The following is a 14369-nucleotide window of genomic DNA, read 5'->3' as shown; positions in this document are numbered from 1 at the left end:
GCGCCAGCGATACTATCGCCCGCGATACGACGGGCCGGAATACTACGATGAAACTCCGTACCGTTCCTACGGGGTGCGGAGACGACCGGTGCCTTGTGGTCACGGCGCCGACCTCGACATTCGCGACGGCCGCTGCTACCCGAACGGGACGGTTCCGCGCCAATTCCAGAACCGGCCAGAGAATTATTACTACCGACGCTATTGAGGTGCGATCGCTTCTATCCTAGTTAGACCGCTATGTCGGGTCTCCCGCCGGTCGTGCAGCGCTGACGCGCGGCTCTGCATCGGCTCTCGAGCGTTGTTTGCGCCGAAAAGAATCGCGGTTGAATGTGCGGACGAGTGTCGATATCGTCCCGCACGCAACTACGGCGAGAGGGGGCCGCGCGGACAATGATTGCAGATGTTGTGATTTCATCGCGACGCTTCACGCTTGTCTCTCTCATCGCGGTGTTGTTGTCCTTCGTGGTCTGGTCCGGCATCAACGCGCGCATGGCCGCGACCAACATCGGCATTGACAAGGATCTCTTGTATCTTTTCTTGTGCGGGGTCGAGCAGGCCGGGCAAGTCTCGCATGATCAGCAAGACAAGCTCGTCGAACACCTTACCGCGGTTAGGGCGGGCGAACACTTCATTTATCGCGCGAAAATGCGCGCGGCCTATTGCAACAATTATCCATTCACCTCGCTCTCGATGTATTTCACTGGGAAGGTGCAGCAGTCGCTTGGCATGACTGCTCCCGAGAGAGATTTTCCCGAGTTTCTCTTCCTGGCAATGTGGTGGGGCATGGCCCTGTCGGGCGCGATTCTCGGCATCCTGTGCCTGCTCATCGTGTTCTGGGCGGCAAGAGGTCCGTTGGTGATTCCATTGTTTGGCGCCATTGCGCTTGCAGCGCTGTTCTATGTCACGATCCCGCCGCCCAGCCTATCCTGGTCACTGTACCAGTCGACACCGACACCACCCGCGCCACTGGTCACCCTACATCATACCTTCTGGCTCAGTCTCCATGCTTGGTTGAACCCGACGGGGGCGTACTCGCCATTCTCCGTTTTTCCCCGTTGCCTAAGTGCCATGATCGCCTTCGCTGCATTTGCGTTGCGTTGGTCCGGACGCGGCGGACTGGCCTATTGGGCGCCAATCGCCGTGAGCTTCGTGCACCAGAGTGAAGCGCCGATCCTGCTAGCCGTGATGATAGCCTGCGATCTCGTCGCGCGACCCAAGGAACTCCTGCGCCCGGCTTGCATGGTCCCGATCTTACTCACGCTCGTACTCACCGCGATGCGCGAGCGCATGCTGTCGATCATGGGACTTTCTGCGGTGCAGATAGTCATCGTTCTCGGCGTGCCCATCGGGCTTGCGCTTCTGATCTTTGCGGTGCCGAAGCTGCGCGCTGCAAGCATCTCGCTCGGATCGGTCGTAAACCGCTTTAGAGCGAATTGCTTCGAGCGCGTGCCTCTTCCTGTGGCGGATGCCGTCCTCATCCTGCTCGGATCGTTCGTGCTGGTGCTTCTCTGCTACGTAGTTTCGCGGAACGACCATGTATTCCGGGTGATCTATCTCTGGTCGGAACTCTATCCGCGCTACATCGGACTATTTCAGCTGCCTGTGTTCGCTGGCTTGATATATGCAGCTTGGCTCTGGGTCCTGGCGAAGCGCAAGACCGCGACGCGCGAGGCGCTCGCGGTCGTCTCCTGCCTGATGCTCATTATTGCTGTGACGGAATGGAAGAGGCCGTGGAATTCGACCGCTGGGTTCATCGCCCATGCCCGCACCCTCGAGAATGCCCTCGGTCAGCATTATAAACCGATCGAGGGTTCTTTCTCCAAAACAGAGACCCCGTGGTATTACTTGATGCTTAGGCGCGCGTATCTCGGAGGTAGCGGTCTTGACGAGTATTTCCGTTGAGGACATCGATGCGCCGTCTTGCCGCGGCGGAGCAGAACTCCTTGAGTACGACACGCCATGATGGATGGAACTCTCTCGGGAATTTCCGTTGTTGTACCCGTCTACAACGAGGAGCGGTCGCTTTCCATTTTGGTGGAAAAGCTAATCGCCGTTCTGCGCGAGCTGCCGAACCGTTTCGAGATCCTGCTCGTCAATGACGGCAGCCAGGATGGTTCCCTCGCGCTTCTGCGTTCGCTGTCCCGAGCGAACCGCGAGGTTAAGGTCGTCGACTTCCGCAGGAATTACGGCCAGACCGCTGCGCTGATGGCAGGTATTGACCACGCGACAAATGATATCGTTGTGATGATCGACGCCGACCTCCAGAACGATCCTGCCGACATCCCACGTCTGCTGGCAAAGCTAGAGGAAGGCTATGACGTCGTCTCCGGCTGGCGCAGGGAGCGCAAGGATTCCGAGCTGAAGCGCAACTGGGTCAGCCGGATCGCCAACCGCTTCATCTCGCGCGTGTCGGGCGTGAAGCTGCATGATTATGGCTGCACGCTGAAAGTCTATCGCCGCAGCGTGGTGAGCGGTATTCGTCTCTACGGCGAGATGCACCGCTTCATTCCGATCTATGCGGAATGGCAGGGCGCACGCATCACCGAACTCCCCGTCACCCACCATGCGAGGCAGTTCGGCGCCTCGAATTACGGCATGGAGCGCATCTTCAAGGTCGTGCTTGACCTTCTTGTCGTGATGTTTCTGCGGCGCTATTTCGCCAAGCCGATCTATCTGTTTGGTGGTTTCGGGCTGATCTCGATCATCGCCGCCTTCGCGACAATCGCGCTTTCCATCTTGCTGCGCCTCTTCGCCCATATCTCGTTGATCCAGACTCCCCTGCCGTTGCTGGCCGCCCTGTTGTTCTTGGTGGGCGTGATCAGCATTCTGCTCGGCCTCGTCGCAGAGATGTTGGTGCGCACCTATTACGAATCGCAAGGAGCCCGTGCCTATCTCGTCCGCGAGTTGATCAATTTTCAGGCCGATCCGGGCAGCACCGTCCAAGAGGATATCTAACAGGATGTGCGGCATAGCCGGATTCTGCGGCGCAGGGGACTATAGCGACATCCGTACGATGACGGATGCGCTCGCTCATCGTGGTCCGGACGGATTCGGCTATCATGCCGACAAGGCACATCGCCTGTTTCTCGGACACCGGCGTCTCGCCATCCTCGATATCCGTGGTGGCACTCAGCCGATGTGGAACGAGACCACGTCGATCGCGGTTATCTTCAACGGCGAGATCTACAATCACGTCGAGCTTCGCGCCGAGTTAGAGCGACGCGGCCATCGTTTCGCGTCCGATCACTCTGACACCGAAGTTCTCGTACATGGCTACGAGGAATGGGGCGAGGACCTGCCGCTTCGTCTGAACGGCATGTTCGCGTTCGCGGTGTGGGACAGCGAGAAAGCTCAGCTCTTCCTGGCTCGAGACCGTTTCGGCGAGAAGCCGCTGTTTTACTCCAGCGGGAAAGGTTTCTTTGCATTCTCGAGCGAACTGCGTTCGCTTGCGGCTCATCGTGGCTTCGACGCCTCGCTCGACGTTCGTTCGTTACAAAAGCTGTTCGCCTACGGCTTTTTCCCGGCGCCACGGACGCCATATCGTCACGCCGCGAAGCTGCCCGGCGGCTCTTGGCTACGTTTCGATCTTCGCTCAGATACCGTCACTACGCATCGATATTGGCAGTTCTCGCTCGTGCCCGACGAGGCGATGTTCTCGCGGAAGGAGGATGATCTCGTCGATGAACTCGATCACCTCGTCACGCAGTCGGTGCGCCGCCGACTGATCAGTGACGTGCCCATTGGCGTCTTCCTGAGCGGCGGCGTCGATTCGAGCACGGTGCTGGCCGCAGCAACCGACATCGTCGGCAAGGGGCGACTCGAGACCTTCACGATTGGCTTTAATGAGCGCTCCTTCGACGAGTCTGTGTATGCCAGCCGGGTGGCGAAAATTTTCCAGTCTCTTCATAACGAGCAGAAGCTCGACTTGGCGCAGGCCCGCAATCTCATCCCGACGCTGCTGGACAAGGTCGGCGAACCGCTTGGAGATTCCTCGCTGCTGCCGACTTATCTCTTGTGCGAGTTCGCACGACGCAAAGTGACGGTAGCGCTGTCGGGTGACGGCGCCGACGAACTTTTTGCCGGTTACGATCCTTTCCATGCACTGCGCACCGCGTCTATCTACAAAAGCGGTGTACCCAACGTGTTGCATGGCATCATTCGCAGCTTCGTCGGGAGGTTGCCTGTGTCGACGCGTAACATGAGCCTAGAGTTCAAGCTCAAGCGCACACTCGCCGGGCTGTCCTATGGTCCGGAGTTGTGGAATCCGACTTGGCTCGCTCCGCTGGCGTCGGTCAGGATCGAGCAACTGTTCGACGAGAGAATCCACACTGAGGAACTTTATGAGGAAGCGCTGGCTCTGTGGAATGGGTCCCCGAGACTCGGTCTCGTCGACAAGACGCTGGAATTTTATACGCAGTTCTACCTCCAGGACGGCATTTTGACCAAGGTCGACCGGGCTGCGATGATGAATTCGCTAGAAGCCCGCGCGATCTTCCTCGACAACGATCTCGTCTATTTCAGCTCGCGGCTGCCCACCGCGTTCAAATATCGCAATGGCACAGGGAAATACCTGTTGAAGAAAGTGCTGATGCGAAAAGTGCCGACCGATCTCGTATCCCGACCCAAGAAGGGGTTTGGTATCCCGCTCGCTGCGTGGCTCCGGGAGATTCCCGAGCGCATTCCGCTGGAGGCGATCGCCGGCATAGACCTCGCCGAGGTCGACAAAATGTGGCAACAACACCGCAACAGGCGTTCGAACGATGCCATCGCGCTGTGGGTCTGGCTCTGCCTCCAGGCCTTTCATCGTCGTGCAGCGACGGAATAGAACCAGATGTTGCGGAAAGTGCTGGAGCGCCTTTTAGAACTGCCCGTTGTGTACGATCTCAACCAGATCGTCGGACAACCAACTGTGCGGCGTTATACGCAGTTGCTGACTGAGGAAGTGCCCTTGGGCGAGGGAAGTCTCGTGCTTGACCTCGGTTGCGGGACAGGCGCGACAAGCAGGCTCATTCCTGGGCGCTATGTCGGTATCGACGTCAATCCCGATTACATCGCGTCTGCAAAGCGCATTGGCTCCGGCGGCGATTTCATTGCGATGGATGCGACGAAGCTCTCTTTTCCTGACGCTTCGTTCGATCAGGTGATGTCGATCGCGACCACGCATCATCTCGACGAAGAGCAGCTCAAGTCGATGGTTCTGGAGGCGCTGCGTGTGGTGCGGCGGGGAGGTGCGTTTCACATTATCGATGCCATCCTGCCGATTAGTCCGCGCGACCGCGCCAAGGAGATGTTCTTTCGGATGGATAGGGGCCGATTTCCGCGAAAACTTGAGCATCTGGTGGCGACCGTGTCTCTTGCGGCCGACGTCGCGCGGACTCGAGTGTTGAGGGGCCCGATGCACGATGTCGCCTATCTGAAGGTGGTCGGGAAATGACGGAGAAAGCCACTCAGCGCCAGTACGACGAGAAGTTCATGGACTACGCTTCCCTCTCGTCTCGTTACGCCGCCTCCGAAATCATCCCGCTGCTATTGCGCGCCTTGCCGATTGCAAGCGTGGCAGACGTCGGCTGCGCTGGCGGGAGCTGGCTGAGCGTCTGGCGCGCGTCCGGCATTAACGATATCAGGGGCGTCGATGGAGACTACGTCAATCAGAGCGTCTTGGAGATTCCGCGCGAGCTGTTCACGCCCGCGGACCTGTCGCGTCCGCTTAATTTATCCCGCCGCTTTGATCTGGTTCAATCGCTGGAAGTCGCTGAACACATCGAATTGCAATTCGCTGATCAGTTCGTGCAGAATCTGGTGGCGCACGCGGAGAAGTATTTGCTTTTCTCCGCGGCGGTGCCCGGGCAGGGCGGCGAATATCATGTCAACGAACAGCCGCTAGAATTCTGGCGGGGGCAACTGGCTCGGCACGGCTTTGATGCCTACGACTTTGTCCGGCCAAGGATCAGGAGTGATCAGCGCATCTCGTTCTGGTATCGCTACAACCTTGTCCTCTATGTCCGTCGCGAACATCAAGTTGCGCTGGATCCGGTGATCCGCGCCACACGCGTACCGGATGGTGTGGCGATCGCCGATGTGTCGCCGTCTTGGTTCCGCCTGCGCAAGCGCGTCGTCAGGGCGCTGCCACTTGCGCTTAGGGATGGCCTCGCGCGGCTCAAGGCACACGTCGCTCCAACTGGAAGATTCTGATGAGGGAGAACATGGATAGGCCGGCCGGCTCGTCCGAGCGTTTCGGGTACGAATGGAGCCGTTACAACGAGATCCGGGCCGACTACGAAACGCAATTCCGCAAATGGACGCCATTCCTCGGGCCGGACGACTGGGAGGGATTAAGTGTGCTCGACGTCGGCTGTGGCACCGGGCGCAATTCGCTGTGGCCGCTGAAATACGGCGTGCGCGAGGCTACCGCGATCGACATAGATGATAGCTCGCTCGAGGTTGCGCGGCACAACCTTGCGCAGTATCCGAATGCCACCGTGTTGAAGCGGAGTGCGTTCGACATTGGCTTCGAAGATCGTTTTGACCTTGCGTTCTCGATCGGCGTCATTCATCACCTCGAGAATCCGGAGCTTGCGCTGCGGCAGATGGTGAAGGCGGCGAAGCCCGGCGGGCGTGTCTTGATCTGGGTCTACGGATACGAGAACAACGAGTGGATCGTCCGCTTCGCCGATCCGTTGCGCATGGCGCTGTTCTCGCGTCTGCCGATCACTCTCGTGCACCATCTATCGCTCTATCCGAGCGTGGTATTGTGGGTGTTGCTTCGCCTCCGGGTTGGGCGGCTGGCGTATTTTGAACAGCTGCGGACGTTCTCGTTCCGCCACGTTCGATCGATTGTGTTCGACCAGATGCTGCCGCGCATCGCGCATTACTGGCGTCGCGAAAGGGTTCAGGACTTGATGGAATCGGCCGGGCTGAAAAACGTGCGGATCGAATGGGTCAACCAGATGTCATGGGCGGCTATCGGCACGAAGTAGCCACTTCGTGTTTGATTGCGTCGTTCTTCGGCGATCACATTGCATCACACCACAATCTAAGTCTTCGCTAACCCGCCCCACGGGCTAAGTTGAGAGTTCCTGCCAGGTTCACCTTGCGATACGCGGCGAAATCCAAGACCCGCCGTTCAGACCCGTGCCGCTGGGATCGAGCATGAGAAGCCTTTGGCAATGGCGCCGTCGCTGCGCGCTCGACGGCCGTTGAATTTGAGGTGAGCGAGCTCGCGCGTCTATGCTAGTGGCGCTCGCCGCGACAGTAGGACTCTTACCCGCCATCCTATAAGGGCAACAATCGCGATGATCAGCGCCATTGTGATCAGCGAGATGCCTAGATTTTCGTTCAGAAGCGAGGCTCGGCCGGTCGCGCCCAGAAACGAATACAGGAACACTTGCGGCGCAGTGAAAATAAAAGTCGAGATCGAGTACGTTGAGATGTCAATCCTCGTCAGACCGAACAGGTAGTTTTGAACTGCTCCGGGAAGGGGCACGCCCAGACGCATCAGCGCGATGATGCGCCAGCCTTCCTCGTCTACTGCTTGTGCAATGACGCCGAAGTTAGGCTTGTTTTCGAGCCTTTTTCGAAACCAGCTCGACGCGACGTAGCGGGAAGTGAGGAAAGCGAGGATAGCTCCGACGGTACCGCTCAACAAGATGATTGCCGCGACTTTCCAGCCAAAGGCGGCACCGGCGGCGCAAATGAAAGGCGTGCGGGGAACCACGATAAAAGCCATTATCAAAAATACGAAGCAGACCGCCATTACCGAACTCGGTGTGAGATCGCCGAGATTTTGAAACCAAGCACTGATCGTGTCTAAAAGGGGCGAGTTCATTCTTTTAAAACTGCGTGCTTAGGGTCAGAGGCCCGCCGGTTCTCCTTAACACGTGCGGCCACCCCGAAAAAGGCTTGTGCGGCATCGGAATTGGGCTGGAAGCTGGACAGAGCCAGCTGGTGCGACGGAGCGTCCATGCCGCTTTAGGTATTTGAACGTGATCGGTCGATGGGTCAATGCGCATCTTCGGATCCTGTGCGGCCCTCCATATGCAAGAAAAGGATGGCGGTGACTGTATTGGTTACCGCTTGTACTCGTAGCAGCGATCCTGAGCGGAAGGGAGATGCAGGACCGCAGGGCCCCCGCCGACCCCCAAAGCGCCCCGGTTGGAAATGTCCCGGGGCGCCGGACCAACTGGCCGCAGGGACCCGAGAACCGAAAGATGCCATAGGACGCAAGGCGCGCGTCGATGGCGGTCGCAACAATGGGATCAATCCGCCAGCTCAACGCGTTCTGCAGCATGTACGTGAAGTCAAACGATGCATGTGGAGCACAGAGAAAGACGCAAGGCACGCTGACAGAGCACGATCCTGCCTAATCGTGCGACATTTGAGCAGAGATTGTCGGAAGATTGGCTGTTCTCGATGCAACTTGGGCCCGTAAGATTCGACGCGTCCGGCAGTTTTCTTTGATCGTGATGGCGTCCCTAATGAGGATGATGGCTATGCTTTTGATCCCGATAAGATCCGATGGGTGAAAGGAGCCCAATAGGCCGTAAAAGCGGTCAATGACGCCGGGTATTTGGCGTTTGTCGTGACAAACCAATCAGGAGTTGCGAGGGGCTTTTATGAGGAGCGGCAGTTCGCCATTTGCACGAGTGGATGTCGCGTGAACTTGCGATCTTAGGTGCGCATATCGACGCGTTTGAGTTCTGCCCTCATCATCCCGAGGGCTCAATTGAGCGGTACCGGATCCTGTGCAACTGTCGTAAGCCGCAGCCGGGAATGATCACAGCCCTGCTCAAGCGGTACCCAGTGGATCTCGATTCAAGCTTCATGGTCGGGGACAAGCAGAGCGACCTTGCTGCGGCGCGGGCGGCCGGCATCGCCGCCTATATGTTCAATGGGTCTAATCTACATACCTTTATTGCGCTGATGTTAACAGCTTCGCCCGATGATCCTCAGCGTCAACCAATGTCGCATCCCGGAAACGGGGGAACGGAGGATGATTGTGATCGACACTAGCTGTGCAAAGTAAGGAGAAGGGAAAACGGCGTCAAAGTGAACCGCCCCGGGATTGCCGGAGGCTCCAACTATTGAGAAGGTGGAGCCATGATGAGCAAGACGACGAACTAGTTTTCACCCGAGGTCCGGGCCCGAGCGGTTCGGATGGTTCTGGATCACGCCAGCGAGCATCCCTCGCGCTGGGCGACAGTGACCTCGATCGCGGCCAAGATCGGCTGCACGCCGCAGACGTTGCATGACTGGGTCAAGAAGGCCAGATCGACAGCGGGCAGCGGGCTGGTGTTCCGACCGACATGGCGGAGAAGCTGAAGGCGCTCGAGCGGGAGAACCGGGAGCTTCGGCAAGCCAACGAGATCCTGCGCAAGGCAAGCGCCTATTTTGCGACGGCGGAACTCGACCGCCGGTCCAAGCCATGATCGCCTTCATCGACGATCATCGTGGGGCGCATGGGGTCGAGCCGATCTGCAAGGTCTTGCCGATCGCCCCCTCGACCTACCACGCCCATGTCGCCAAGCGGCGCGATCCGGCCAAGCTGTCGGCGCGCGCCAGGCAGGATGCTGCCTTGAAGATCGAGGTTCGGCGCGTGTTCGACGAGAACCTCGGCCTACGGCGTACGGAAGGTCTGACGACAGTTTAAGCGCGAAGGCTTCGATGTTGCCCGCTGCACGGTATCGCGATTGATGCTGGAGATGGGTTTGAAAGGGTTATCCGCGGTAAGCCCGTCAAATACCACGATCAGCGACAAGGCTGCGCCAAGTCGGTAGCGGCTCCACGGCCGATTTGTCGGGCACAGGGCGACCTGTTCCAATTGAAGTCGCGGACTTTTGTCCTCCCAGCGCCTATTGAAAATCCGAAATAGAGCTTGCGTCGTCGGGCAAAACAGTGGTTCATAAAGTGCTGGTCCAGCCCAGACATGGAGCCCCAGCCCTATGGCCAACGAATGCAAAGTTCGATCCGATCTGCCGGAAGTAGCCAAACTTAATGGAGAATTCCGAGAAAATTATGGAAAGGTCCTCGGAGCCTTTCTGTACCTGCGCTCAGTCAGCGCTGCCCGTGGGCGTTCCTGGTTTTGGACCGCGTTGCTTTCGGCCGCTTGCTCGACGGCTCTGGCGTGGCTCGGGAAGAGGGGATTGCTGCTGTAAGCTAACATGCTTCCTACACAAGCCTGGTGCCCGCCGGAAGCGAGGGGCTCTCACTGCTCCGGGCTGCGGATAGCGAATGGATGCTGATGCGACATTTCTTCGCGCGTTGTGGCGGTATCTCGCTGCGATAGCAGAGGCTTAAACCTTCAAGGAGTGCCTAAACCATACCGCCAAAGTCGATGCCCTCCTTGGCAAGTTCCTCGGCTTCCTCGGCGGAGGCGGTCGGCTTCGTATCAAGGTACGGGTGCTCAGCGGCCGGTAAGATGGTGCGGATGTTCTGACCATCTGCCCGGCTAACGCGGGCAATCCAACGCGCGTTGCCGTGCTCAAATCGCTGGATGTGGTACTGCTTGTACGTAATCATGACTCTCAAACGCAACTGACGCGGACACAGGCCGTGTCTACATGACCCGGCGCCCCTGTACAACGGGTATTAAAACCAGGTTAATGTCGCAATCTGAACTGGCGTCTCTCGTCGCCCTTAAGGCCCATAGAAAAACCCCCGCCGGCTAGGGAGCCGACGGGAGTTAACTGAGATTGCGACCACATTCGTAGTCGCCCCTCAGCATAGCACAGCGATAGCCGACGTTAACGGGAGTACTTGCCCGTTTTTTAGCTTGCCCGTGCCCCGTCTACGGCTCGAGACCAGCAGCAGCCAGCCCCTGCAACGCCGTTCTTTGGTCTCTGGCGTGATCTCCATGCCGACTGACCAACGAGGGGTCGGGCCGGCTCAAGTCGCCTCAATTCTTGCCAGGCTGCTCGTGGCTCTTGCCAGGCTGGCAGTAGCACCTCGCGAAAGCACGAGAAGGCTAGTCGCGATCGCGGCTCATGGAGGCGAAGTCACGAGCTTCAAGCTCCAATTCAAGGTCAATGATCCGCTCGAAGATGTGAGCCGCGATCCTCTCAGACTCCTGGACCGTCAGAGACCGGATGCCCAGGGACGTGAGTTCGTCTCTTAGGATTTTCGCGACAATCGCCTTAACGCTCATAATAGCACATCCTAAATGCGCGCATCAAAGCTCACGCCGGGGGTGAGCACAAGGTCTCAAAATAACGGTCTGTCGGGTATCAGCGTCGTCGGTGAATCTTTCTAGTTCTAGATTGCATCGCTTTCGGTCGCCGGCGCCCCCGCGTTCGGAGCGTGTGGGTAGTAGGATCAGCTTTTGTCAATCGCCTCGTGATGGCTTGAACGAGGCCATTGGCCGTCTTGAAGCGCGCAATTCCTCGGCGCGCTCGCGCTGCCTCCGAAAAGCGGATCGTGCGTTTCACTTTGCCATCGGTCGGCAACAATACGTAGTCGAGCACCGTCTGATTGTGCTCGGCGAGGCGGATAGCTGCGATCCAGCCATCGGGGAGGCACGCCTCGCGCTCGATGCTCCAGTACGGTGCATGGGTCGGCTTTTGGCCAGGGGACCAACGAGCAGCCCTAACGGAAACACAGACCGACCCGCTCACGCGCAGGCAATGACTCCAGCCGCCTGAACTGACGCGTCCGCCGGCCGCCTTGATCGCAGCCGCGGCCTGTTCGATGAGCTTTGCCCTGAGCTCGGACCAGAAAGGACGGGCGTCGAGAAATTCGTAATTCCGCTTTGGGGTGTAGCCGAGCAGCCGATACAGATTCCGAAAATTGCCAAAATGAGTCTGGCAGGTCGCAGCGCAGGGCAATCCCGGCGTTCGATCGATAATGGTCGGTGTCAAGCGGCCTTCCTCGAGAAGAGTTTTGCGCAACCGCCCGGTTACAGGCAATAGCCGACAAGCATCGGAATTGCCGTTCTACGGCGAGGGCGGGCCGCAGGCAGGAAGCCCAGCCGTAAATTTCCCAAGTGTCGGCATTTTCGCTCGCTGGTTAACTGGTGCGGATCGAGCGCCGCATTATGAAAACACCGAAGCCGAAGCAGTGGGCCGCGCAGGAGGTCCGACGATTGATCACGCTGGCTCGGCAGGGAGTTGGCGCATCGAGGATAGCCGCCGAACTCGGTCGCCACGCCGGATCGGTGAGGCGCATGGCGCGAACGTTGGGACTGCTGTTGAAGAAGTAGCCCCCGAGCAATCTTAAGCGCAGCGCGGCAGACCTGCAGCCCAAAGCCCCCGGCCTCCCGCCGCGAGCGGGCCTGCAATTCGCGCAGAGCTGGAACTTAGATCGTTTGCAACAATATCATTCCGACGACGGTCACAAAAAAACCGATTGCCGTCACTGCGGCGAAGCACCGCTCTACGCTATCCATGAACGCAACCCCTGCTAAGAAACTTTAGTTCAGCTTTTTCGTGATGTACCGCTATTCCAGCCCCTGACTCGCTCGTACCCCGTGAGGAAATTCGAGACGTCCTTCGCCCAGAACAGAACGCTCCGCAAAGAATGAGAGCTGCCTCTGGCCGTCGAGGGGACTTTGGTACCGAAAGCTCTCATGCCGCCATACTGTCGGCCGATTGCGTGGTATCCGCATCATCCCCGATTGCTGGGAGAGAGAAGCCAGATGTGCACGGTTTGAAATGATCGCGCAGCGCATCGTTGGCTAGATGATCCCAATACTCAGCTTCGGCGAGCAGTTTCCAACTTCTATCGGGATGATGCGCGGCAGTCTGGCGGCACAGCGATGCCACCGCGCGCAAGCGACTCACAGTATCCATCTACTCCTCCCATTATTTTTGTTTTTCACACCCTATTTTCTATTTTTGCGTCGGAGTCATTATAGTTATAACGCAGAACCAAATTTTACTTCCAAGGCGCGATTCGGCTTTCGTTGTGGCTTCAGTCGCGCTTCAATCATAGTAGGCGCCACCCGATGCCTTTCATTCGCCCTCAATGATCGGGCTAGTGCCCGTAATTCTACGGTCATTGTACATACGAGTGTTTGGCATCTCCTCCAGATTGTTTTTTATGACGATTAGCTTTTCAGACGAGGGTTCATGAGCGTTAAAGCCATGATGGCCACGATCCTTCAGAAACAGCTGGCGTTGCGCGGCGTGCATTCACTGACACCATCTGACTACGACGAGATCGTAGAACAATTGGTCGGACAGCTCAGAGAGTTGGAGCTTAGCTTGGCCGCTCGCGAATTGGATGGCAGGCAAGAGCCGAAGTAGCCTCATAATGAAGCCAAGGCACCCATTCGTTGGTCACCTACGGCGACTCAATGTATCTCTCGCCACTATGAAATACACATCTGCTCGCCCCTAGTCGACCCTGAGACCGCCGCCCGCAAGCTGGTCGAGATCGCCAGCGGCATTCAACCCGTGCAGGACGGACGCGTCTTCATCGAGCTGATCAATGTGCCTTTCCTGAAACAGGGCGGCACGGGCGAACAATTCAGCGTCGCAGTTGCGTTGGCGCAGGAGCGCGGCTGGCTGGAGCTGCATGAGAGCGGCACGTATTTGCGGCTACCGGGGCAAACAAACGCATTGGCTAAGTGAAGAGCCGTCTGAATTCAGCAATTGAGCTGGGAAAGCGGGGTTGGGCGCCGCCCCACTTGTCCTGCTAGGCCGGACTGTTATCGTGGCACGAGATGCTGCAAAAGGGGGGAGCTGGTGGCCCTGTACTTCCAAGGCTGTTGCCGAGTTGCGTCGCGTTGCTCGTCCTGGTGCGACCGTCGGGGCTGCCGTTTGGGATGCTCGCGGTGGCTTTGTAGCCGCTCGCATCTTCATGGATTCGGCTGCGGCACTTTATCCGAGCGGCAATCACATGCGAGCGCGCAGCAATACGAGGCCGATGACACGGCCCGGCGAATTGGCGGAAGCATGGCGAGCGGCCGGCCTCCTGGACGTGCGTGACACGATGCTGACGATTAGAATGGATTTCGCATCGTTTGACGATTATCGGACACCCTATGAGGGCAAAGACGGTCCTGGTGCTCAGTACATGGCAAGTCTCGATACCGGGCAAAAGGAACGTCTACGGGACGTAGTTCGCGCGGCCTATCTTGATGGCGAACGTGATGGACCTCGATCATACGCGGCGACTGCGTGGGGAGTAAAAGGAACCGTACCCGCATAACGTCCGCTGGGGGTCAACAGCGCCGATTTGACCAGCGGTGGGGAGCTTCCGCTTTACGCCCACCCCGGACATCTCGCCGCAACGACCTAACGGAAGCGAAGGGCCAAAAGCGGTCATCGGTGCGTTGACCGCATGGCGGGTGAAGACGTGCTAGGTCGTTACCGCACGGAACAGACGCCATTTGTCGGGCACGCCTTTGAGAATGTGGCGGCCGCGCTCCTCAAACG

General features: G+C 58.3%; 14 protein-coding genes, 1 pseudogene and 1 other annotated feature. Of the genes and pseudogenes, 10 read left to right on the top strand and 5 right to left on the bottom strand.

All coding sequences use genetic code 11. From position 1 onward, the window contains the following. The first annotated feature begins 390 nt into the window (after window positions 1-390). Genes I6F28_RS34780 through I6F28_RS34755 form a run of 6 tightly spaced genes read left to right on the top strand, consistent with a single transcriptional unit; the run spans window position 391 to window position 6977 of the window. A complete protein-coding gene (locus I6F28_RS34780; protein WP_225143381.1) occupies window positions 391-1902 on the top strand; it encodes a hypothetical protein in 1512 nt (503 codons plus the stop codon). 57 nt (window positions 1903-1959) lie between these two features. After that, on the top strand, window positions 1960-2955 hold the full coding sequence (locus tag I6F28_RS34775) for a glycosyltransferase family 2 protein (RefSeq protein WP_225143380.1): 996 nt from the start codon (window positions 1960-1962) through the stop codon (window positions 2953-2955). 4 nt (window positions 2956-2959) lie between these two features. Further along, window positions 2960-4825 (top strand): asparagine synthase (glutamine-hydrolyzing), encoded by a 1866-nt coding sequence (gene asnB, locus I6F28_RS34770; RefSeq protein WP_225143379.1) that lies wholly within the window; start codon window positions 2960-2962, stop codon window positions 4823-4825. 6 nt (window positions 4826-4831) lie between these two features. After that, window positions 4832-5434, top strand: a complete 603-nt coding sequence (locus tag I6F28_RS34765) for a class I SAM-dependent methyltransferase (RefSeq protein WP_225143378.1) — start codon at window positions 4832-4834, stop codon at window positions 5432-5434. Continuing rightward, on the top strand, window positions 5431-6192 hold the full coding sequence (locus tag I6F28_RS34760; RefSeq protein WP_225143377.1) for a methyltransferase domain-containing protein: 762 nt from the start codon (window positions 5431-5433) through the stop codon (window positions 6190-6192). The genes I6F28_RS34765 and I6F28_RS34760 overlap by 4 nt, the downstream gene beginning before the upstream one ends. Next, window positions 6192-6977, top strand: coding sequence for a class I SAM-dependent methyltransferase (locus I6F28_RS34755; protein WP_225143376.1), 786 nt, complete (start codon window positions 6192-6194; stop codon window positions 6975-6977). The genes I6F28_RS34760 and I6F28_RS34755 overlap by 1 nt, the downstream gene beginning before the upstream one ends. Window positions 6978-7225: 248 nt before the next feature. On the opposite strand, the gene I6F28_RS34750 is transcribed toward I6F28_RS34755, so the two are convergent. Then, a complete protein-coding gene (locus I6F28_RS34750; protein ID WP_225143375.1) occupies window positions 7226-7825 on the bottom strand; it encodes a TVP38/TMEM64 family protein in 600 nt (199 codons plus the stop codon). A gap of 821 nt (window positions 7826-8646) precedes the next feature. Here I6F28_RS34750 and I6F28_RS37680 point away from each other — a divergent pair. Together I6F28_RS37680 and I6F28_RS34740 are read left to right on the top strand one after the other, a co-directional pair. After that, window positions 8647-9009 carry an HAD-IIIA family hydrolase gene (locus I6F28_RS37680; protein WP_346656763.1) on the top strand — a complete coding sequence of 121 codons (363 nt, stop codon included), beginning with the start codon at window positions 8647-8649 and terminating at the stop codon, window positions 9007-9009. A 144-nt stretch (window positions 9010-9153) separates the two neighbouring features. Then, window positions 9154-9761: pseudogene (locus I6F28_RS34740) on the top strand (IS3 family transposase); the annotation flags it as partial. Continuing rightward, window positions 9380-9496: a sequence feature (AL1L pseudoknot), on the top strand. It overlaps the preceding pseudogene by 117 nt. A gap of 547 nt (window positions 9762-10308) precedes the next feature. Here the strand turns inward: I6F28_RS34740 and I6F28_RS34735 are convergent. The 4 genes from I6F28_RS34735 to I6F28_RS34720 all read right to left on the bottom strand — a co-directional run bounded on the left by I6F28_RS34735 (window position 10309) and on the right by I6F28_RS34720 (window position 12779). Beyond that, on the bottom strand, window positions 10309-10515 hold the full coding sequence (locus tag I6F28_RS34735; RefSeq protein ID WP_109143083.1) for a hypothetical protein: 207 nt from the start codon (window positions 10513-10515) through the stop codon (window positions 10309-10311). A 445-nt stretch (window positions 10516-10960) separates the two neighbouring features. After that, a complete protein-coding gene (locus I6F28_RS34730; protein WP_109143084.1) occupies window positions 10961-11140 on the bottom strand; it encodes a hypothetical protein in 180 nt (59 codons plus the stop codon). Window positions 11141-11219: 79 nt separating this feature from the next. After that, window positions 11220-11849: a hypothetical protein gene (locus I6F28_RS34725; RefSeq protein ID WP_225143374.1), complete on the bottom strand. Its 630-nt coding sequence runs from the start codon at window positions 11847-11849 to the stop codon at window positions 11220-11222. Window positions 11850-12554: 705 nt separating this feature from the next. After that, window positions 12555-12779: a hypothetical protein gene (locus I6F28_RS34720; RefSeq protein ID WP_225143371.1), complete on the bottom strand. Its 225-nt coding sequence runs from the start codon at window positions 12777-12779 to the stop codon at window positions 12555-12557. A 279-nt stretch (window positions 12780-13058) separates the two neighbouring features. Between I6F28_RS34720 and I6F28_RS34715 the strand changes: the two genes are divergently transcribed. Beyond that, a complete protein-coding gene (locus I6F28_RS34715) occupies window positions 13059-13235 on the top strand; it encodes a hypothetical protein (RefSeq protein WP_225143369.1) in 177 nt (58 codons plus the stop codon). A gap of 150 nt (window positions 13236-13385) precedes the next feature. After that, window positions 13386-13562, top strand: a complete 177-nt coding sequence (locus I6F28_RS34710) for a hypothetical protein (protein ID WP_346656762.1) — start codon at window positions 13386-13388, stop codon at window positions 13560-13562. Window positions 13563-14369: the final 807 nt, after the last annotated feature.

The sequence above is a fragment of the Bradyrhizobium sp. NBAIM14 genome (assembly GCF_020193895.1).
In the GTDB taxonomy this organism is placed as follows: domain Bacteria; phylum Pseudomonadota; class Alphaproteobacteria; order Rhizobiales; family Xanthobacteraceae; genus Bradyrhizobium; species Bradyrhizobium yuanmingense.
Note: the sequence above shows the minus strand (reverse complement) of the source record. Positions and strands in the feature narration are given on the sequence as shown.